This window comes from Shewanella algidipiscicola, assembly GCF_003605125.1.
In the GTDB taxonomy this organism is placed as follows: domain Bacteria; phylum Pseudomonadota; class Gammaproteobacteria; order Enterobacterales; family Shewanellaceae; genus Shewanella; species Shewanella algidipiscicola.
Genome location: NZ_QPQT01000006.1, coordinates 84,167 through 105,402 on the forward strand (window position 1 = coordinate 84,167; position 21,236 = coordinate 105,402).

Annotated in this window: 15 protein-coding genes; 4 read left to right on the top strand and 11 right to left on the bottom strand. The window is 44.4% G+C overall.

All coding sequences use genetic code 11. The annotated features are described in order from the left end of the window. Window positions 1–239 precede the first annotated feature (239 nt). The gene (locus DVO77_RS07875) at window positions 240–2,255 is read right to left on the bottom strand and encodes an NADPH-dependent 2,4-dienoyl-CoA reductase (RefSeq protein ID WP_119977951.1); all 2,016 of its coding nucleotides are present in this window, start codon (window positions 2,253–2,255) and stop codon (window positions 240–242) included. 165 nt (window positions 2,256–2,420) lie between these two features. Between DVO77_RS07875 and sppA the strand changes: the two genes are divergently transcribed. Both sppA and ansA read left to right on the top strand, forming a co-directional pair. Beyond that, window positions 2,421–4,262, top strand: a complete 1,842-nt coding sequence (sppA, locus tag DVO77_RS07880; RefSeq protein WP_119977952.1) for a signal peptide peptidase SppA — start codon at window positions 2,421–2,423, stop codon at window positions 4,260–4,262. 317 nt (window positions 4,263–4,579) lie between these two features. Further along, window positions 4,580–5,593 (top strand): asparaginase, encoded by a 1,014-nt coding sequence (ansA, locus tag DVO77_RS07885; protein ID WP_110457664.1) that lies wholly within the window; start codon window positions 4,580–4,582, stop codon window positions 5,591–5,593. Window positions 5,594–5,656: 63 nt separating this feature from the next. On the opposite strand, the gene DVO77_RS07890 is transcribed toward ansA, so the two are convergent. The 7 genes from DVO77_RS07890 to DVO77_RS07920 form a co-directional block, all read right to left on the bottom strand. After that, window positions 5,657–5,938 (bottom strand): YeaC family protein, encoded by a 282-nt coding sequence (locus DVO77_RS07890; RefSeq protein ID WP_110457665.1) that lies wholly within the window; start codon window positions 5,936–5,938, stop codon window positions 5,657–5,659. Then, window positions 5,935–6,252, bottom strand: coding sequence for a zinc ribbon domain-containing protein (locus DVO77_RS07895; RefSeq protein ID WP_119977953.1), 318 nt, complete (start codon window positions 6,250–6,252; stop codon window positions 5,935–5,937). Before DVO77_RS07895 ends, DVO77_RS07890 begins: the two co-directional genes overlap by 4 nt. Before the next feature lie 12 nt (window positions 6,253–6,264). Next, entirely contained in the window at window positions 6,265–7,392 is a 1,128-nt protein-coding gene (locus tag DVO77_RS07900) for a M14 family metallopeptidase (protein ID WP_110457667.1), read from the bottom strand. Window positions 7,393–7,707: 315 nt separating this feature from the next. Further along, on the bottom strand, window positions 7,708–8,388 hold the full coding sequence (locus tag DVO77_RS07905; protein ID WP_110457668.1) for a response regulator transcription factor: 681 nt from the start codon (window positions 8,386–8,388) through the stop codon (window positions 7,708–7,710). Window positions 8,389–8,844: 456 nt separating this feature from the next. Further along, complete coding sequence (locus DVO77_RS07910; RefSeq protein ID WP_119977954.1) at window positions 8,845–10,620, bottom strand: DUF885 domain-containing protein; 1,776 nt, start codon at window positions 10,618–10,620, stop codon at window positions 8,845–8,847. Between the two features lie 683 nt (window positions 10,621–11,303). Further along, window positions 11,304–13,226, bottom strand: coding sequence for a RecQ family ATP-dependent DNA helicase (locus tag DVO77_RS07915; protein ID WP_119977955.1), 1,923 nt, complete (start codon window positions 13,224–13,226; stop codon window positions 11,304–11,306). A gap of 83 nt (window positions 13,227–13,309) precedes the next feature. Continuing rightward, window positions 13,310–14,149, bottom strand: a complete 840-nt coding sequence (locus tag DVO77_RS07920) for an endonuclease/exonuclease/phosphatase family protein (RefSeq protein ID WP_249038133.1) — start codon at window positions 14,147–14,149, stop codon at window positions 13,310–13,312. Window positions 14,150–14,276: 127 nt separating this feature from the next. On the opposite strand from DVO77_RS07920, the gene cls reads away from it, so the two are divergent. Then, window positions 14,277–15,731, top strand: a complete 1,455-nt coding sequence (cls, locus tag DVO77_RS07925) for a cardiolipin synthase (RefSeq protein ID WP_110457672.1) — start codon at window positions 14,277–14,279, stop codon at window positions 15,729–15,731. A 154-nt stretch (window positions 15,732–15,885) separates the two neighbouring features. Here the strand turns inward: cls and DVO77_RS07930 are convergent, their stop codons facing one another. The 3 genes from DVO77_RS07930 to DVO77_RS07940 all read right to left on the bottom strand — a co-directional run bounded on the left by DVO77_RS07930 (window position 15,886) and on the right by DVO77_RS07940 (window position 19,683). Then, a complete protein-coding gene (locus DVO77_RS07930; protein WP_110457673.1) occupies window positions 15,886–16,230 on the bottom strand; it encodes a zinc ribbon domain-containing protein YjdM in 345 nt (114 codons plus the stop codon). A 174-nt stretch (window positions 16,231–16,404) separates the two neighbouring features. After that, window positions 16,405–16,596, bottom strand: coding sequence for a CopG family transcriptional regulator (locus DVO77_RS07935; RefSeq protein WP_110457674.1), 192 nt, complete (start codon window positions 16,594–16,596; stop codon window positions 16,405–16,407). A gap of 276 nt (window positions 16,597–16,872) precedes the next feature. Continuing rightward, a complete protein-coding gene (locus DVO77_RS07940) occupies window positions 16,873–19,683 on the bottom strand; it encodes a M16 family metallopeptidase (RefSeq protein WP_119977957.1) in 2,811 nt (936 codons plus the stop codon). A gap of 636 nt (window positions 19,684–20,319) precedes the next feature. On the opposite strand from DVO77_RS07940, the gene DVO77_RS07945 reads away from it, so the two are divergent. Then, the gene (locus DVO77_RS07945) at window positions 20,320–21,192 is read left to right on the top strand and encodes an IucA/IucC family C-terminal-domain containing protein (RefSeq protein WP_162924169.1); all 873 of its coding nucleotides are present in this window, start codon (window positions 20,320–20,322) and stop codon (window positions 21,190–21,192) included. The last annotated feature ends 44 nt before the right edge of the window (window positions 21,193–21,236 follow it).

Genomic DNA, 21,236 nt, shown 5'->3' on the forward strand with positions numbered 1-21,236 from the left:
CAATGTATATCGTTCTACTTACAAACTGATTGCACTAAACAAGGTTGAGGCACGCACTAAAATATTTGGCCTAATACCTCATTACATTACCAATTAAGCTTAAGTCCCAGTGCCACTGATATTCATACCAGCGCTAATGAAAAAAGCTAACTTATTAAAGTTAGCTTTTAATCAGATAACGGTACTACTACATGCAAATAGCAATAGCTGGCGGTCCATTGTGATACATAGAATAGTGGCTACAGCGCGATGGCTAGTTCAGCCCCTTGACGGATAGCGCGTTTAGCATCCAGCTCTGCTGCAACGTCGACGCCGCCTATCAGGTGCACGGGTAATCCCGTTGCTTTCATCTCATCAACCAAAGTACGATTCGACTCTTGGCCAGCGCACAAGATAACATTATCGACGTCAAGCACGCGTGAGTCATCACCCACCTTGATATGCAAACCTTGTTCATCGAAGTGGTCATAGTTTACTCCTGTTAACATTTGCACTTGATGATGTTTTAACACAGAGCGATGGATCCAGCCGGTGGTTTTACCCAGCCCTTTACCCATTTTACTGGTTTTACGCTGCAGTAAATAAATCTGCCGCTCAGGCGCCAAAAGCTCTGGCTCAGTGAGCCCGCCACGCTCGGCATACGTCTTATCAATGCCCCACTGCTTAAACCACTTGTCCGGTTGCAGGGTACTAGACTCACGTTCACCAAGATAATGCGCCATGTCAAAGCCAATACCGCCCGCACCAATCAAGGCTACCCGCTCACCAACGTTCACTTCACCGCTAAGCACCTGCTGATAGGTCACCACCTTAGGGTTATCAAAACCAGGAAGTTCTAGGTGGCGCGGCACGACGCCTGCCGCAATCACAACTTCATCAAAGGCTTCATCACGTACCACAGAAGCATCGAGACGCGTGTTGAGTCTAAGCTCAACATGATGGCGTTTCATCTGCTCAGTAAAGTAGCGAATGGTTTCATTAAACTCTTCTTTACCTGGGATCTTACGCGCTAAATTAAACTGACCTCCCACCTCACTTTTCGCCTCAAATACCACGACGTGATGGCCACGCATAGCCGCATAGATTGAAAATGCCATGCCAGCAGGGCCAGCGCCCATCACGGCAATGCGCTTTTTGGTCGCAGCTGGAGTAAAGTTAAGCTCAGTTTCATAGCAGGCTCTTGGGTTAACCAAACAGGTCGCACGCTTAAGGGCAAAGGTATGATCCAGGCAAGCCTGATTACAACCAATACAGGTATTAATCAGCTCACTTTCACCTGCGGCGGCTTTGTTAACAAACTCGGCATCGGCAAGAAAGGGGCGCGCCATCGACACCATGTCGGCCTGCCCAGAGGCTATGATCTGCTCACCTATTTCGGGCGTGTTAATGCGGTTGGTGGCAATTAACGGTACAGTAACCTCTTGCTTGAGTCGCTCAGTCACCCAAGCAAAGGCGCCGCGCGGAACACTGGTAGCAATGGTTGGTACCCTAGCTTCATGCCAGCCAATACCTGTGTTGATAATCGACACCCCAACCTGCTCAAGGGATTTGGCTAAACTGACCACTTCATTCCAGCTCGAACCATTATCCACCAGATCCAACATAGATAGACGGAAAATAATAATAAAGTCAGCGCCAACCTTAGCCCGTATCGCCTTGACGATGTCGATGGGAAAGCGAACGCGATTATCAAATGTACCGCCCCATTCATCCTCACGCTTATTGGTACGCGAGCAGATAAACTGGTTAATAAGATACCCTTCCGATCCCATGACTTCGACACCATCATAACCGGCTTTTTTAGCCAAGGCCGCCGATGTCGCGTAATCTTTTATCGTGTTTTTCACCTGTCGAGACGACATGGCCGAGGGGGTGAATGGAGTGATTGGCGATTTGATTTTGCTTGGTGCCTGTGAAAACGGGTGGTACCCATAACGCCCGGCATGCAAAATTTGCATACAAATTTTACCGTCAGCCTCATGGACCGCATCGGTCACTATTTTATGCTTAGCCACTTGCCACGGAAAGCTTAATTGACAGGCATGTGGGGCTAAGCGGCCGCGTAAATTAGGGGCTATTCCGCCAGTGACAATTAGCCCTACGCCCCCTTTAGCTCGCTCTTGATAAAATGCTGCCAGTTTCTCAAAACCGCCCTTTTCTTCTTCAAGCCCAGTATGCATGGAGCCCATGAGCACACGGTTCTTGAGTTGAGTGAATCCAAGATCTAAGGGTTCTAATAAATGTGGAAACGACATTCAAACATCCTTTTTAAACAAGTGATTTAAACTAGCATACCCGTTGTTTGTTTTAAGCTCAATACACAATCAAAGGGCTATGAAAAGATTCATTTACAATTGTGTTTCACCCCAAAGAGGATTTTCAGTTAGCATAGGGAAATCTAGCTAATATAGGAGTGGATGATGTCCGCTAAACCCTCAGTTTTTAAAAGGATCTTAATCGGTTTGTGGAAAGGCCTTAATGGTACTCGCAAACTATTACTTAACCTGTTCTTTTTCGGTTTCCTCGTGCTCATTGTGGTTGCCATGAACAGTGACGAGCTGCCTACCGTTGAAGATGGCTCTGCGTTAGTGCTCAATTTATCCGGCACTGTGGTAGAGCAGTTACGTCAAGTTGATCCCATAGAAGCAGTGATGAAAAGCAATCAAGGCGCCGATGTCGATGGTGAGATTTTGCTGGCCGATCTGTTACGCACCATAGATAACGCCGCCAGCGATAATCGCATCGCCGCAATTGTACTCGATATTGGTGAACTCAGAGGCACGGGGATCAGTAAGCTGCAAAGTATCGGTGAGGCGTTAGAACGCTTTAAAGCGTCAGACAAACCGATCATTGCCATGGGCAACTGGTATGGCCAAAATCAATATTTCTTAGCCTCTTTCGCCGACACCATCTATCTAAATCCACAAGGTGGAGTTGAAATTGATGGCCTAAGTCGTTATCGCCAATATTATAAATCGGCGTTAGACAAACTTAAAATTAAGGCGCATGTGTTTCGGGTTGGCACCTTTAAATCTGCGGTTGAACCTTTCGTTCGCGACGATATGTCAGCAGCAGCCAAAGAAGCTAACAGCGCCTTACTTAACGATATTTGGACCAGTTACGAGCAAACGGTTGCCCGTAATCGCGGTCTTGAGCAAAGTGATTTGGTGCTCACATCTGAGCAGTACCTTGTCGAGCTAGATAAAGCCAAAGGCCGTTCGGCAGAAATGGCCGTGAATATGGGCTGGGTCGATAAACTGGCCTCGGCCGAGGCCTTTCGTTTAGCCATGATAGATAACGTGGGTAAAGCCAAAGAAGGTCATCAATATAAGCAAATAAATTATTATGATTACCGCACGCTGGTGCAAGAGTTACCACCTCTGATGATACAAGACACCGTTGGCATCATTGTGGCCAAAGGCAATATTCTTAATGGTAGTCAACCTGCTGGCCAGATTGGGGGGGAAAGTACCTCAGCCCTACTGCGTAAAGCGCGCTTTGATGACAAAGTCAAAGCGGTTGTGTTACGCGTCGATAGCCCTGGTGGTAGTGCGTTTGCCTCCGAACAGATCCGCCAAGAGGTGCTTGCACTGAAAAGCGCAGGTAAGCCAGTGGTTGTCAGCATGGGCAGTTATGCAGCTTCTGGTGGTTACTGGATCTCGGCCAGCGCCGATTATATCTTTGCCACGCCAACGACCCTAACAGGCTCTATTGGTATCTTTGGCATGGTCGCGACTTTTGAAGATTCATTGGCTTCCCTTGGCGTGTACACAGATGGAGTATCAACATCAGACAGAGCCTCATTCTCGCTCGCTAAGGGCATTAGCCCTGAGTTAAAGCAGATCATTCAACGTCAGATTGAGCGTGGTTATCATGACTTTATTTCACTGGTTGCCACTGAGCGCGATATGGAATTGACCGAGGTCGACAGCATCGCCCAAGGTCGTGTTTGGTCTGGTAAAAAAGCCCTCGATTTGGGATTAGTGGATGCATTGGGCGATCTTGATCAAGCCGTATCCAAGGCGTCTGAGCTGGCTAAATTGGATAAGTTTGACACTCGCGTGATTGAGCAGGAGCTCACACCACAAGAGCTATTTATTCAGGAAATGTTTGCCAGTGTCGCGGCTTATTTGCCTGAGTCGGCATCAAACAGCCAGTTAGCAGATAAAATCATTGGTCAATGGAGTAAATTTGCTCAAGAGTTCAGTGCCTTTGACGACCCAAATGGTGTGTATCTCTACTGCGATACCTGTAATTTTTAATCTCACAGATTAAACAATAACGACAGGTGTTAATCAAAAAAAAGCCCTCGCATTATCGCTGGGGCTTTTTTATTGCGACTCACTATCAATCATGTACATAAATCATTGCAATAACTAATATTGCCGTCTCCATGTGATTCTGCTATGGATATGTTAGCGCCTGCAGATTTTAGGTAACGTCCCGCCTCAGACAGAGAATAACCAGAGTAAAGACAGATTATGGGCAATTGCTAAGCGCTTATCCGTAGTGAGCTTTTTTATTAATGCCATCCCCAGTATAATCGCGCTACCCTTGCGATTAACCAACCACCATTATTATGACAAAACGCTCAATCTACGTTGCCTATACGGGTGGCACCATTGGCATGCAAAAAACCGATAACGGCTTCGCGCCGGTACCCGGGTTCTTAACCGATTGTGTTAACGATATGCCAGAGTTTTTCCATGCAGAGATGCCTAGCTTTGTCATTCATGAATACCAGCCGTTAATCGACTCATCCAACATGGCGCCCAACGATTGGCAGATGATCGCCAACGATATCAAGGCTAACTACGACAAATACGATGGGTTCGTGATTTTGCATGGCACAGATACCATGGCCTTTACCGCCTCGGCGCTCTCATTTATGTTGCAGGGGCTCACCAAGCCTGTGATTGTCACCGGCTCGCAAATTCCATTGGCGCAGCTGCGATCCGATGGACAAACCAATTTGCTTAACGCCTTGTATATCGCGGCAAACTACCCGGTGGCCGAAGTGTGTTTGTTCTTCAATAACAAGTTGTTTAGAGGCAATCGAACCACTAAGGCCCATGCCGATGGCTTTGACGCTTTCGCCTCGCCTAACTTTCCGCTGTTAATTGAAGCCGGGATTAAAATCCGTCTGCGCGCAGGCAAGATCAGCCAATCACAAGCCAATACCCTTAAAGTGAACAATATTAGCCCGCAACCGATTGGCGTGGTTACCTTATATCCTGGCATCACCACAGCCATTATCGACAATATTCTACAGCAACCAGTTAAGGCGTTAATTTTATTAACTTATGGCGTAGGTAATGCACCGCAAAATCCTGAATTGCTCGACTGCTTACGCCGCGCAAACGAACGCGGAGTGATCTTAGTTAATTTAACCCAGTGCATGCAGGGAAAGGTGAACATGGGCGGCTATGCCACGGGTAATGCGTTGGCACAAGCTGGGGTGATCAGTGGCTTTGATATGACCACAGAAGCGGCGTTAACCAAACTGCACTATCTATTGTCTACCGATTATAGTTCGGCGCAAATTCGCGATATGATGCAGCAGGACCTGTTTGGGGAGTTAACCGAAGATTAAAATAAGCCCCTAACCATGGTTAAAAACTAACGTTTAAAATCAATGGTTAGGGGGATTGTTTGATTATAACTCTTCGGCTTTAAACGCGGCGATGCTCTCGCCTTTAAACTGTTTTTTAAGCTCTGCTTTAGACAGCTCGTTTAGGGTACCTTGGTTACCTATAGTAAAATGGTCGGTTTGATTTAATCTTCTTGCCTGATAGAGCATCACCAGTTGTAAGGTTTGCTCTTTTTGTTCATCAGACAACACACTGCCATCATCCCACTTGCCCAATTCCGCAGCGCTTAATAGCCGCGCATACACTTCATCTGGCATCTCATCGATTACTTTATTAATGTCACTCATACACTTTTCCGTTTATGTAATACTATTCGCACTCTGGCAATAAGGTAACCCACAAACCCAAACACTACGCACACACCAGCAATGTTAGCCCGTGCACCTTCGGCAGGCTCTCCGCCCCAAAACCAAATCACCACCCCAGCGATGAATAATGTCATAGCAAAAAAACTATGATTCATTAACTGGTTACTGCGTCTAATATGGCTTATCCGATTAAGCGATTCATTGTCACCACTGGATTTAGCCGCGCAGTGAGGACACGTTTTCGCTAGGCTGGATATGCGCTTATTACAATTTGGACATTGTATCAACGCCATATCAGCCCTCCATTACTTAATATCGTCAACCACGGCCAACATGGCCAACAACGAGGCTTCACCTAAATAGATACAGCGCTCTGGCGACCACCCCGACATAGGATCAGCCATATTCGCATTATCTTTAAAGGGCATTTCCAAAGTATTGGACAAGCAGCCAAAAGTTTCGGCTACCCAGTTTGAAGCAACCGTAAGGTTCGCCTTGCCCGGCTCATCTTTATCGTAGCCAAATTTATCTTGAAAATCGGCGCTGGTTAGTAACAAAGCATCGACAAAGCGACGCTGTAACTGTGCCATTTTTTCGTTAAAGCGCGGCACGCCTTCGCAGCCGGCCAAAAACACATAAGGTAAGCCTTCATCACCATGCACGTCGTAATATAAATTCACCCCAGTTTGCTGCATCTTGTTCACAACATGATATACCTCGGGGCTTTTCTCCAGTGAAGGGGTTTGCCATTCGCGGTTAAGGTTGACGCCCGCAGCATTAGTGCGTAAATGGCCTCTAACGCCGCCATCGGGATTCATATTCGGTACTATGTAGAAATTAGCTTTGTCTAACAATGCCTTGGCTGTCGGGCAATCACCGTCGAGTAAGTTGGTCAGCAGGCCTTCAACTAACCACTCGGCCATGGTCTCACCTGGATGTTGGCGAGCGGTGATCCAGATATTGGCTTTATCGGGATCTTCATCGCCGACTTTAACTAAGGTAATGTCGCGCTCATCGAGAGTGAGGCCTAGGTGCTCTAGCGACACCAAAGGATGTACTTGAACGGTGCTGAGCAGATCTTGGTGACGCTCATAACTGTATGGCGCGAAATAGGCGATTTGAATCACATCACAATCGAGTTCAACCTCAATGGTCAATTTACCGTCTTGATAACGGGTTGGCAGACGAAACCACTGCTGGCGATCGTAACTGGCGACGGCTTGGTAATCTTCCCAACCTTTGGTGTAAGACGCCGAGCCAGCATTGATAATATTAAGGGTATAGTGTTGGCCTACAGTGCCCTGCAACTTAAAGTTAAACCACTGAAAAAATTCCCCGCCTTCATCTGGTCTGATCGCCAGCTGTATATCATTTATATTATCTTGATTGATGACATCAATATTACCGCCATCGAAATTGGCACTGATCCGCATATCCATTCCTTCATATTATATCGCCGCAGAGGGCGGCATTGTTATCTGAAATCGCTTATCAATCAAATGCACTCACTAAGGTTACGCCCGAAACTGAATATAGGCTCAGGCCTGATGAATGATCATCTGCCGTTACATCGATAATAAAACGCATAACGGACAGACAATCTATTTTCATCAGCAAGACATAGTGACTCTATGTCATCATGACCGATAATGAGTACGCTTGATATTAATGCCCATAGGATAAACTAAATTGGCTCACTTTCGCAGTCGCTATCACAAAAAACCGTCAACCTTGAGCAAATATACCGCTTAATTGGCAAAACTGTACCCTTGTCCCCGCACCGTATTAATCATGCTTTTGGGCAGATTGGTCTGGGCAAGTTTTCGACGCGTATTGCTGATGTGCATATCAAGGTTACGATCGAACTGACCTAGCTCTTTTTTAAGCACCGCACGTTGTAACTCCTGCTTGGTGACCACTTTGCCTTTGCGCTCAAACAGGTATTTGATCAAATTAAACTCTGTGTGTGTCAGGATGACTCGGCGCTCGTCCACTTCAACACTGTAATCGAATTCATTAAAACTCATCTGCTTAAATATGCAGCGTTGTTGTGGCTTAGGTTGAGTACGGGCCAGCTGAATACGACGCTGCAACGCGGCAACTCTGACCTGTAATTCTCTGGTGCTAAAGGGTTTTGCGATAAAATCGTCGGCACCTAGCTCGTAGCCTTTAATTCGAGTCTCTTCATTATCATTAGAGGAGATGACAATGACAGGCAAGCTATCGCGGCGAGATTTTAAGAACGCAAAGCCATCTGCACAGGAAATATCAATATCGAGTATGATAAGTTCCGGCTGCAGCTGTTCAACTTTGTCTAGCGCTTCTTTGCCATTATTGGCATGGTCAATTTGGCGAGCTTGTGAATACAAGGCTTGCGCCACGATCTGTCTTACGCTCAGATCGTCATCGATAAGTAACACCCTGTCCATCTACGAACCTTAATGATAACAATTATCATTAAGGTTACATGTTTTAAGTATGCGATGCCATTACTTTTTATACCTAGTCGTGGCTTTTAAGTAGGATTTAATCACATCGTGATACTGCTCACACCATTTGCCCTACCCTAGACTCAAAGTAACCCACAGTAGCGACACAATCATAGTATATAAAACAACCACCCCATGCAGGCACTATTAAGCTTTCAATATTATGCAGGCTGGTGATAATAGGTAGGTTATCGACATATGGCGGCCATGAATATCAGCAGCCAATAAGCTCTACGGATACAAAAAGGGCTAAAAGCGCGAATTCAATTCCGAAGTCCACATCGACTCAGAACAAGAAAAACAGTCAAGCTACCCATAAAAATGCTATAAAAAAAGCGGCCTCAACATTGCGATGTTGAGGCCGCTGCTATAGCAAGATTAATGCGTATTAAGCCGTTATTGCTGCGCTAACATCAACTGACGAATGTATTTTACCGGTGCACTACCATAACTTAAAAAGGTCTCGTGGAAAGATTTAAGGTCAAACTTATCCCCCTCAACCTGCTTTAACTCCTCTCTAAAGTCATAGATCTCACGGTAACCCGCATAATAACTGGTTAATTGCACTTGACTCAATGTTGCGCGGCGCCATTTACCTTGCGCCTCCGCTTCCTGTTGAAACGCCTCTTGCGTCATCAATGCTAACGCTTCAGCTTCAGTCATGCCTTTAACTTGAATGGCATAATCTAAAATGGTGTTGGCAATGACTCTCAGGTTCCATTTGTAATACATTAACCACATTTCAGGTTCAAAATTACCGTAACCCTCTTCAAGCATCATACGCTCGGTGTACACCGCCCAACCTTCGACCATAGCACCATTACCAAAGAGGCTTTTGACTAAGCTTGGCGACTCATTAGAATAAACTAATTGGGTATAGTGACCTGGGATCGCCTCATGAATATTGAGTACCTGTAAAATCCAGTGATTATATTCGCGCAGATAGCTCTCGGCAGACTCATCGCTCATATCATCGAGTGGCGTCACATTGTAATAAGTATTGCTGGATTTTTCATAAGGCCCAGGAGCGCTAATTGAGGCGCCAGCAAAACCGCGCATGTATTCGGGTGTTTCACGCACCACTAACGGCTTGTTAGGATCTAATGTGACTAACTGTTTATCGTTGACAAACTTAACCAACTGAGGAATTTGTGCCCGCACCTCATTGACAAAGTCTTCCCGTTTAACGTGTTTGGCCGACAATTTATCGATCAGCTGACGAGTCGCCACTGTGCTGTCGCTTGGCATAGGCGTGGTAAAATAGGTCGACCACAGCTGCGTGGTGAGCTTGGCCATTTCGGCTTGAACGCGATCCTTATCGGCTAACGCTTTCTCATACAATGCTTTTGCCGTCATGCCTGACTGAATATCAAAGGCAAATTTTTGCTCGTATAGCGCCTCCCCAATCCTAAAGCTGCGCGCGCCCTCTTTTTCAAGCTGACTTTCTAAAGATTTAAGCCACTGTATATGCTCATTAATGGCGTTGGTTGCTGCGTTAAAACGACTAACAAACAGTGCTTTTTCGGACTCGCTTAATCCTGAGCTTTTAACCGTATCCAGCAGTTCATCAGAGAAAACCGCAAACGCCCCTTCATTTTGCATCACTGCCAGCTGAGTATGTTCAAGGGTTGGATTGTTAATGTTAGCGCGCGCGGCAACATAATAAGCGGGGACATTTTCCATGCGACCTAAAAATGAGCGCAGGCGTTCATCAAGCGGAGCAAAATCTTCATTGATGATCTGCGCAAACCCACCGGCGACATTATAGGCCGAGGGATCCCATTGCCATGATTTAAAGGTCTCTATCTCCCATTTATCCCGCAGCAGCAAATTTTCAATCAAGCGATAGTCGATCAGTTGATTCGCCGACAATGATTGCGGCTCAAACTGCTGGAGCTGCGCCAACTGCTGATCGATAAATTGCAGTGATAACGCGCGATTGGCCGCATTAGGTACTTTTAACTGTGCATCATATTTATGATAACCACTGTACAGAGCCCAAGTGGGTGACTCTTGCCAAAATGCATCGATAAATTGCTGTGAATACTGCTCAAATTGATATTGTGTCGCTTGCGTCATGGCGGGCGCGCTCGGTGCCACGGTCTGTTGTTGACAGGCAGTCAAACCGCCTAACACGAGCACAACGGCTGCAGCAAGAAAGGATTTTTTCATCTTGGCTTCCCTAATAGTTTTTAGTTTATTGTTGTAGTTTATTTTAAGTTTTTAATCATTTGGCACTGTATTTGTCTTTAGCTCCAAATTGATGTTTATCTTTAAGCGTTACTGACTCACACTTTTATCACCATGACTCGCGTCAAAGATAAATCATAAGCTGCATTGCTAGTGGTTGGCATTAATAGAGATAACAGCAGAAATTCAACCTTTGCCTACAGCCCGCGTGACATAAGGTGCTAAACGTACTGATAGCCAATTACACCATGTGATCTTTACAGTTTAATTTAGGTCAAACGCCGCCAGAGTTAATCACGTTAGCGAGTAAATTGCAGCTAAAGGGTTAATATTGACAAAGGTTGTTACAAAAAGCCTACTCAATCTACAGAGTATAATTAGTGCACTACAGTGGCTATCGAGCCAATCCCTTTGTTGATATGACCACATTATTGCTATAGATCGCAAAATTGACTCTGCCAGTACACTTGAGTGTCAGGTCAGAATCAGCTTTATTTAAGGCTCTAGCTGACCCAAGGCCCAATGGTAATAAAGAGCTATTCAATTAAATGCTTTTGATTAAATACTATTTAATCAAAAGCGATTCAATCAAGCTTATTGCAATAAAAGCCCTATTGATAAAGCACTTGCAGTGCGATACATGATGACTGCAGTAGCCAAGCGCACTAGCCTAAATGTTGCTGGCACCAGGCTTTCACGTCGGCAAACGGATAAGACTCTAGCACGGCAAAATTAGGATCGCGGCGTAATTTAAGTTTGGTAAATAAAGGCGTGGGTAAACCACATAAGGCACGAGCTAACATATTGGCATCGGCTCGATCGCCTAATAGGCGCAGCAATCCGTCACACAGCGCCGCAAAAGGTTTGCTCGCAAGTGGCGTCAATCTGGTGTTATGGGGTAACTCGGCTGCACCTTGGGTACATACCGAGCAATGACCACAATCTTGCGTCAACTGTTCATCGGCAAAATAAGCTGATAATCGGCGGGTTAAGCAGTGGTCACTGCCTAGCATATCAACCATGGCTTGGATCCGCGCAATCTCACTTTGCTCTTTACGTAAAAACTGCAGATGTAATTTCTCCACTAAAGCATCAATATTTTGATCGAATTCAAGCAATTGATAAACCTCGGTCATCTGCTTCGTTTGCAACTCTATTAAGCCTTTCTCTTCAAAATAATTGATAGCAGATATTACTCGGTTACGGTCACTTGGATAATGCCGATTTAGCGCATCAAAATCGATGCTGTACCACACTCTGGCTTTAGTTGCACTAGAGAGCAATGCGTGCACAAATGCCTGACGCTCACCGCTAAAGCGGGCAATAAGCTCCTCTTCACTGCACAACAACTTAAAACGGTATTCGGCGTAATAACTAAAAGCGGGTTTGATCACCTTAAGCATCTCTAAATACACCAATAAGGTTTTTAAGCTTAAAAGGCGCACATTAGATTGCATTGAAAGAGTATTGAGCATCACTTCCCATTGTGACGATTGTTGTTTGGCTTGCACAATTTCATGTAACACATACGCAATACCTAGCTTATCGGGCGTATCCCCATACACAAAGTTTTGTAACACATTAAGGTTATCGGTGTTGGCAAGGACTAAGCAGTCAGATGGTAAGCCATCGCGTCCGGCTCGACCTATCTCTTGAGCATAGTTTTCTATCGACTTAGGCAGATCATAATGCACCACAAATCGTATATCTTGTTTATCGACCCCCATACCGAAGGCGATCGTCGCCACAATGATCGGGCAATTTCCTGCCATAAAATCACGCTGTATCGCTTGACGAATATCGCTGTCCATACCAGCATGGTAAGCTTTTGCGGCTATATTGGCACGATTAAGCGCACTGGCCACTTGCTCGGCACTTTGCTGTAACGTGACATAGACAATGCCGTGCTGAGCTTGACGAGGTCGTAGCCAGTCAATCAACGTTGCTAGCTTATCTTCGCCGCTCACCCCTTTAACATTAAGGTGTAAATTGGCGCGATAAAACCCGGTTAGCGCAATATCATCACGGGGAATGTTAAATTTAGCCCCCATATCCTCAATCACTTGTGGTGTCGCTGTCGCCGTTAACAACAAGGTTTGAGGAATGCCAAGATCACGCTGATATTGAGGTAGTTTTAAATAATCTGGCCTAAAATTGTGCCCCCACTCTGAAATACAGTGGGCCTCATCGACCACCAGCAATGAGATAGGCACATTGGAGATAAATTGCCGAAAGCGTTCATTGTTAAACCGCTCAACAGAGATCATTAAAATCTTAATCTGACCTTGACGGATCCCTTCCATAACCGCTTGGGTTTGTTGATGGCTTTGGGTGGAATCAATACTTGCAGCCGCGATGCCTTTTTGATGTAAAAATGCCAGTTGATCTTGGATCAAGGCCAATAAAGGAGACACCACAATCGTTAAATGTGGCAAGGCTAACGCGGGTAATTGATAGCATAAAGACTTACCCGAGCCAGTGGGGAAAATAGCCGCTGCACTGCGACCAGCCATAATGGTTTCAACCACTTGCTGTTGACCTGGGCGAAACGTATTGAAACCAAAAACCTGTTGTAAGAGTTGCTGCACCGTAAAGCCTATTATTGAAAATCGCCAAAGGAGGCCAGTCTGCCTGCCCTAACTTCAATAGGCAAGTGCTGCAAAACGGCCACTCAATTTATCAGTGTAAACTTAGCCACTATGGGATTGTGATCTGACGCCTTAGTCTTAAATGACTCGGCTTCAAGTAACGTTAAGCCGCGGTAATAAAGATGATCCAGCGGCAAGCCAAATACTCTGTGCCTATGATCAATATGATACTTAGCTTCTTTTAGCTTAAGCCGTTCAGTGAGCTGTTCGACAACCCGCAAACGTCCCTCACGCCAAGTATTAAAGTCACCAGCAAGCACCACAGGCCCTTGATGCAGCGCCACTTTTTTAATGATCTGCTCCCACTGCGCTCGGTAAGAATCAAGGCGCCAATCAAAATTCACCCCATGCAAATTAATCACCAATAATGATTGATGGTTCGACAACCGATATTGTGCAATTAAGGTCGATTTGGCAAAGCGGATAAGCGGCTCAGGAGCTTGAAAAGCACAGGCTTCATAGGCCGATTGCCAGGACAGGTTCATCACTCCCATAGGCACATTCAACCATTTAAAGCCTTTCGCCATCACCACATGCTGTTGTTGTAAATAATTCGCAAAACGGTGAGTTAAGCGCGCCTCTTGTAGTAGTACTAACTCATTTTGTGCCGTCAGTTGTTGTAACACCCCTTGCCATTGCGGTTTCTGTTGCTTATAAATATTCCAAACCGCGATATTGAGCAAGCCATCTCTGTCCAAAGCCTCTGCGGAGCTCGTTTGCTGGCATTGCGATACAAACATGGGCTCAACTTGGCTCATCATTACCTCGGTACGACCATTAAGTTGCTGTACTAGAACAATATAAAATAACGGCACTAGCAGCATTAAGGCCCCTAAGCCGACTTTGAGTCGTGTTGAAACCAATCATTTTCCTTACTTAACCTATAATTGACTCGAATTTGAGTGTATAGCTACGTTTTATTATGATAAATCAGTACAATCAAGCATAGCGTGCCCTATTACAACAACCAAGGCTAAGTGCCACACAATTATGGAAAATTTTTATCAAATACTGACTATTGCTGGCGTATTACTCTATTGGTTAACATTGGGCGCTGTCGCGGTACGCGTGGTCATTAAACGTCGCACCATTGGGGTGTCATTTTCTTGGTTATTGGTGATCTACTTTCTGCCCTTTATCGGTATTGGCGCCTATCTGCTATTTGGCGAATTACACTTAGGAAAATCTCGAGCCACTCGTTCTAAAGCGATGTTTAGGCCATACGGACAATGGTTTGCCAAGCTGTACCAGCATCCTCAACACCAACCACACTGCCAAAGTCACTATGGTGTTTCTATAAGTCAATTGTGTGACAGTCAATTGGCTATTCCTTCTTTAAGCGGCAACAACTTAATACTGCAAAACACGCCAGAGCAAATTTTAAACTCAATCATTGCCGATATTGATGCCGCAAAAGAAAGCATCATCATGGAGTTTTATATTTGGCACCCCGGTGGTAAAGCCGACAATGTGGCCCAAGCCCTGATCAGTGCAGCCCTTAGAGGTGTGAAAATAAAGCTCTTGCTTGACGCAGCTGGTAGTCGCCAATTTTTCAAATCCAAATGGCCCAGCCAACTGCGTAGCCACGGCATTCAAGTCGTTGGTGCCTTAGCTGTTAGCCCGCTAAGGATGTTCTTTCGGCGTCTGGATTTACGCCTGCATCGAAAAATTGTAGTCATCGATAATACCATTGGCTATACCGGATCAATGAACCTCATCGATCCGCGATACTTTAAGCAAACCCAAGGTGTTGGCCAATGGATTGATGTGATGGTACGTATCACAGGGCCTGTGGTGCCGATTGTCAGCGCTGTTAGCGCATGGGACTGGGAGGTAGAAACCAACCAGCGCGAATTACCCCAGCAACCTATTGATAACCCAGTATTACCCAGCGCAACTTCACTCGTTCAGGTGATCCCATCGGGTCCTGGCATGCCAGAAGAAGTGATCCATCAAGTATTACTGCAAAGTCTTTATGAAGCTCGGCGTAAAATTGTTATCACCACCCCCTACTTTGTGCCCAGTGAAAACCTACTCGACGCATTAGCTACCGCCGCCCACCGCGGCGTGGATGTGAATATTATCATTCCACGTAAAAACGACTCCACCATGGTCAAATGGGCTAGTCGCTCTTTCTTTGGCGAATTGCTTAAAGCGGGGGTTAAAATTCATCAATTTAATGGCGGACTTTTACACACTAAATCGGTGATGATCGATGACGAACACTGCCTTATCGGCACAGTTAACATGGATATGCGCAGTTTATGGCTTAACTTTGAACTTACGCTTGCCGTTGACGACATCGTCTTTGCCGCTAAATTAGCCCAATTACAACAACAATATATTGATAATGCTGAACAGCTTAATTTAGCTCGTTGGCAAAATAGAGCGCTTTATAAACGTTTTATTGAACACGTATTTTATCTGTTTAGCCCCTTGTTATGATATGGGGGCGTTACATGCATTATCCGATAAATTCCCTAAGCTATCAGTGGGCTAAGAATCTTTAAAAATACTCATATCTGCATTTTCATTAGCCAATTTAAGGCAAAAAAAATACCTGCTGATCGCAGGTATTATTCAAACCCAACTAAAATGATTAGTTTTGTTTTCTGACAAACTGTGACTTCAACATCATTTGACCGTTACCATCAACTTTACAGTCGATGTCGTGGTCGCCATCAACGAAACGATTGATCACGGCTTTCGTGCCGACTTTAAGCACCAGTGAAGAGCCTTTCACTTTAAGATCTTTAATCAACGTGACCTTATCACCTTCGGCTAATAAGTTACCCACGGCATCTTTCAAGATGATGGCATCTGGATCAACGATCTCTTCGTTTGGATTCCACTCATTAGCACACTCAGGGCAGATCAATAACGTGCCATCTGAATACGCATAAGGAGACTCACATTTTGGACATGGTGGGATTATATCGCTCATCACTAACTCTCTTTAATTTACAAAATATAACGGTCAAAGCCTTATCAATAACATAAGCTGCCTCAAGCCAGCATGACGCATCAGACATTCGCTCTGACCAAAATGATAATGGCATTATAATAAAATTATCATGTTTCAGCTAGCCAACTTTGATTTCTCTGCAGCAAAACTAACTTAACTTCTCACTTTTGGGTTATGCGTTGGCGTTTGTTGACCATAACTCACATCATGTTGCTCAAGGTAGCCACGAATAAGCTGGCGCACCACTTGTGACGGGGTTAAGTCTTGAGAGGCACAGAGCTGCTCAAAAGCTTGCTTCTTGGCAGGATCAAGTAATACGGTAAATCGTGCTGTTTTATTTTCCATTGAGAGTAGACCTACACCTAAACATTATCATCTGATTATAATAAATTCTATCGTAGGGCACAATTTGTAACGACACAAACGTATGCAGTACAAAATAAAATGTATACTTAATTTTACTACACAAAAAAGACGCACTAAGGCGTCTTTTTTGAATATAACACTAGGAATAGACTCACGGCTGAACGGCTAACTTATGCTGTATAAGAGCAACGCTCTCTGTAACCATGGAGAGTTTGCATCGCCCTTTCAAACGGCAATACGCTTGTTTCAGTGCCATTAAATTTCAGGAAGCACTTTAATCTCAAGCATCTTATCGACATCGATCAGTTTAGCCACTGCCATGAGTTCTTCCCTTGTCACCGCAGGCAAATCTTCAGTAGTGATCCTATTAGAATCAATGATATCAGGATAAGTTTGTGCAGTTGATGTCAAACTAAACCAATAACCGTTACTCTCGTTCTGCTGTTCGACTGCCTCAATTATGGGGGTTACAGCTCGCTTGAGCTCATCATCGCTGATTAAGTCTGTTTGCAGAGATTTTAGCACCCTCTTATAGACTGAAAAAATCTCGTCAACTTGAGCAACGGTTGTATTGCTATTTATCGCCAAATAACCGAAGTCCTTAAAATCATATGATTGCATGCGATCAACCCATGGACTATAAGCGGCACCGATGGCCTCTCTAATTTCACTTGTTACACGTTGCTGAATCACATTTTCCAACAATAAGAAATGCAACGCTTGTTTGCTATCACGGGCATCTGGCAGATCCCAATAGCCACTGGCAAGAGCTGTATTTTTTTCCCCTTTGTGATACCAAGTTACTTCCTCCTTAATGATTGGCGGAAACGCTATCTGATATCGCTCAGTTGTTCTGCTAGCCTCTATGGCCAGAGCACCAAATGTTTCGGCTACGTAGTCAATAGCCTCTTGGGGAGAAATATCTCCAACAATACCTACCTCTATTGGACCATTGGAAATAGCGTCATCCATTATTGGTTTCAAGTCAGACATAGAAAACGCACTAAGCTCTTTTATGGATGGTCCGGACCACCGTCCATCTTCGCCATGTAATTTAGACCCAATATTATAAGCCATTACCTCTTCAGGGCTTTTTTGGTATGACGCTAAGTAATTATTGAGTGTCTGAATCGCAAAAGTTTTTCCCTGATCACGATAGCCGCCATCTACCATTAACGCCGTATAAACCCTAAGCTGATTAAGTGCATCTTCACTTTTTACCGCCTGTCTAGAGATAAATGCAGAAGTATCTACACTCGAATCGAGTCCCATGGTCGAACCCGTAAATATACGCCTCAAATCATTAATATCATGGGCTTTAAGCCCACCAGTGGCCATACCCACATTATAGAGGTAAATTAATGGTGACTGTTCTTTTTTTAGTCCCATCAATCCGTTACCCACCCGCACAGATATATATACAACACTTTGCTCAAAATCAGTTTGCTTAACATTAAGCATGACACCATTATCAAATCGATAGCTCAGTATCCCACCATAATCAGAAGTGCTAACTAATTGCGCTTTACCTAGCTTACCAAAGTCGGTGTAAGCAAATTCAGTTCCCACTTTATCCTCATAACGCGCCACACTGCCAAGCTGACTATGAGAATATGCTTCAACTACCTTCTGCTCTAACCCCTGTGCATTGCTTCGCTCAGTCAAATGAATACGAGGAGGCTGTGTACCCCATCTAATGCGAAAAGCCTCATTAATCGATTTGAGCGTCAGCTTGTGACGTAATTGATTAAACAAAGATAGTGTTAATTCTGCCGATATAATAACACGAGTATTATCTACAGCATGCATGACGCCGTTGGCGATCGCAGCATTAGTCGCATCTACTGCGGTTTCAACATTAAGCTGCAACTCTTTTTCTAACTTATTCAGCTGACGCTCAATTTCGGCCTGACTAAACCCATACTCCGTTATCTGGCGTAACGATTGCGTCATAGTATTGAGGCCATATATCCAATCTTGGTCAGCTGTAGCCAACCCAATTTGACTTACACGCAGATTCCCTAGCTCAAAATCCGATGAAATACTGGGAGCCATAATACGGCCACCACTTTCATACGTTAACAGGTCAATACGATATGCTAATGCTGCCAGTCCCAACATATTGGTCCAATTTTCTAAAATGGTTTCGCTGCTGATAGCCTTAAGCGATTCTTTTTCGATAAAGTTAATCTCAATACGAGAGTTTTCATTTGGATCGCTAAAAACTTTAACTTCAGGTTTCTTAGGTAAGATAATTTTAAAAGTAGGATCGATGACTGGTTGAAATTGATCATTACTCCAATCTGAAAAATAATGTTTAACACGTTCAATCATTTTTTTATGAGTAACATTACCGACTAAAATCAAGGTCGTATTTTTTGGGGCATAAAAAGTTTGATAAAAACTTTTTAAATCTTTTTGGGTGACGTTATCCATCCCTTTGATTGTCCCCAAACCAATTTTATTAGGCAGATCAGCTCCGGCGTAAATGAAGTCCGCTACATCAAGCGCCCGAGCGAGTGCAACAGATTGACGTTCGCGTACTTCAGACTTAATAACCTTTCGTTCCCTTTCTATTGCCTCTTTATCTAAAGTTAACTCAGAAGCCGTCTCTCGCAATAAAAACAATGCCGTATTAATACTATCAATGTCAGCCTTTGGTAAGTCGAGTTGATAATTAGTATTAGTCATACTCGTGGTCGCGTTGGTATCTGCCCCAAATGCTAAACCGTGTCTTTCAAGCATCGCAATCATCTCACCTTCAGCGACATTGCTTGAACCATTAAAGGCCATATGTTCCAAGAAATGAGCCAGCCCAGGATCTTGCCCTTGCTCTTGAAATGAACCTGCATCGACTAACATACGTATGGACAATCCCTTATCATCATGATTTTCAACTGTAATCACACGTAAACCGTTATCCAATAAAACGCTTTGATAGCGTGAATCCAGAGATACATCGGTTTGAGGGAACCACAGAGCCTGCTCATTCACAGCAGAGGAAGCGGCCAGAGGGATCCACAATAGAGAGACAAACAAAATATTTACAAACTTACAATTGCGCATAATACAAATACAACTTAGATTCAAAATGAGTATCAAAGGCAAAGACTATAGCGGTTTATAAGGCTTTTGGTCTAGCCCTAAACCTCTCCATAGTCTGTAAATAGTTAGGGGTTAAGGAGATGGTCACGGTAAAACGGCAATCTGCACTTTACACAGGATTTACATTGACAGTTTAGCGACGCCTCCCCCATCGGACTTAGCCAACATTACCGACGCCTTAATTACCCTCTATTTATCAACAATCTCATTAACCAACTGTATTAATAGACTTTTAAAGTTAATTTATCGTCCCATCGCTCGATTATATATTCTTAAACTTATTTTTTAGCCGATCACCTTGCAGTCATATACGTTGTTAATCTTACCAAATCCGTTTATTTGTCAATTAAAAGTATTAACTCATATCCACCAAATGAGAATGATTTGTATTTACGCTTTGTTGCGTGCTAATTTACTCGCCGTTACCGAGACAGAGACTGCAGAAAAAATAGCCTAAGGACAGCGTTAAAAATCACGTTCATCACTGCAAGAGTGATGACCACATAGCTATTTAGACAGCTGGATTTACGTCCATAGGTAACTGTTCACTGGATAGGCAGCATGCTGCCAAAGGAGAAGTAAGTGACTAATAAAAAAATGGAAATTGATAGTGAAGTCTTTGAGCTACTCGGCATTGGCCCATTCAATCTTGGTCTCGCCGCCTTATCAGAACCTATCGACGGCTTTAACTGCTTTTTGCTAGATGCCAAAACCAGTTTTGACTGGCATCCAGACATGCTACTCAAATCCTCAAGTCTATATAACCCCTTTATGTCAGATTTGGTGACCATAGCTGCCCTGCTGAACACGGATCATGAAGATAAAACACTGATTTCGGCCTTAATAATGGCCTCAGGCTTGCCAGCCAAAGAGTGGCTAAGCCGTTACCTCAACTTGTATTTATCGCCCTTATTGCCCGCGTTTTTCGCCTACGAGCTGGTCTTTATGCCGCACGGGGAAAACCTGATCTTAGTGCTGGATGAATATGTGCCAGTCAAGATTTTAATGAAAGACATAGGCGAAGAAGTCGCGGTACTCAATGGCGCGAAGCCGCTACCTGAAGATGTAAAACGCCTTGCGGTAAGCCTTGAAGAAGAGATGAAGCTTAACTACATCTTACTGGATATTTTTGACTGTATTTTCCGCTATTTAGCACCGCTGCTCGATGAGCAAACCAGCGTCAGTGAAAGCCAATTCTGGGAATTAGTGGCGGACAATGTACGTGACTACCAAGCCCAACATCCACATTTGGCCGCCAAGTTTGTCCAATACGATCTGTTTAAGGACAGCTTTGTCCGCACCTGCCTTAATCGTATCCAATTGAATAACAACCAACAAATGATAGACCTCGCCGACAGGGAGAAAAACCTGCGTTTCGCCGGCGGTATCGACAATCCCTTGGCGGCCTTTAGACAAAGCCATGCCTTTAAGCGCCCTATGCTTGACAGCGCTGAGCCGAAAACACGTTAACACGCAGCTCAGACCTGAAACTTTACGAAACGTTTGTGTGGGCT

What these genes read in the sequence shown, in the direction of transcription:
- DVO77_RS07875 (WP_119977951.1), bottom strand. Translation starts at nt 2,255, where the DNA reads ATGTCGTTTCCACATTTATTAGAACCCTTAGATCTTGGATTCACTCAA.
- sppA (WP_119977952.1), top strand. Translation starts at nt 2,421, where the DNA reads ATGTCCGCTAAACCCTCAGTTTTTAAAAGGATCTTAATCGGTTTGTGG.
- ansA (WP_110457664.1), top strand. Translation starts at nt 4,580, where the DNA reads ATGACAAAACGCTCAATCTACGTTGCCTATACGGGTGGCACCATTGGC.
- DVO77_RS07890 (WP_110457665.1), bottom strand. Translation starts at nt 5,938, where the DNA reads ATGAGTGACATTAATAAAGTAATCGATGAGATGCCAGATGAAGTGTAT.
- DVO77_RS07895 (WP_119977953.1), bottom strand. Translation starts at nt 6,252, where the DNA reads ATGGCGTTGATACAATGTCCAAATTGTAATAAGCGCATATCCAGCCTA.
- DVO77_RS07900 (WP_110457667.1), bottom strand. Translation starts at nt 7,392, where the DNA reads ATGCGGATCAGTGCCAATTTCGATGGCGGTAATATTGATGTCATCAAT.
- DVO77_RS07905 (WP_110457668.1), bottom strand. Translation starts at nt 8,388, where the DNA reads ATGGACAGGGTGTTACTTATCGATGACGATCTGAGCGTAAGACAGATC.
- DVO77_RS07910 (WP_119977954.1), bottom strand. Translation starts at nt 10,620, where the DNA reads ATGAAAAAATCCTTTCTTGCTGCAGCCGTTGTGCTCGTGTTAGGCGGT.
- cls (WP_110457672.1), top strand. Translation starts at nt 14,277, where the DNA reads ATGGAAAATTTTTATCAAATACTGACTATTGCTGGCGTATTACTCTAT.
- DVO77_RS07930 (WP_110457673.1), bottom strand. Translation starts at nt 16,230, where the DNA reads ATGAGCGATATAATCCCACCATGTCCAAAATGTGAGTCTCCTTATGCG.
- DVO77_RS07935 (WP_110457674.1), bottom strand. Translation starts at nt 16,596, where the DNA reads ATGGAAAATAAAACAGCACGATTTACCGTATTACTTGATCCTGCCAAG.
- DVO77_RS07940 (WP_119977957.1), bottom strand. Translation starts at nt 19,683, where the DNA reads ATGCGCAATTGTAAGTTTGTAAATATTTTGTTTGTCTCTCTATTGTGG.
- DVO77_RS07945 (WP_162924169.1), top strand. Translation starts at nt 20,320, where the DNA reads ATGGAAATTGATAGTGAAGTCTTTGAGCTACTCGGCATTGGCCCATTC.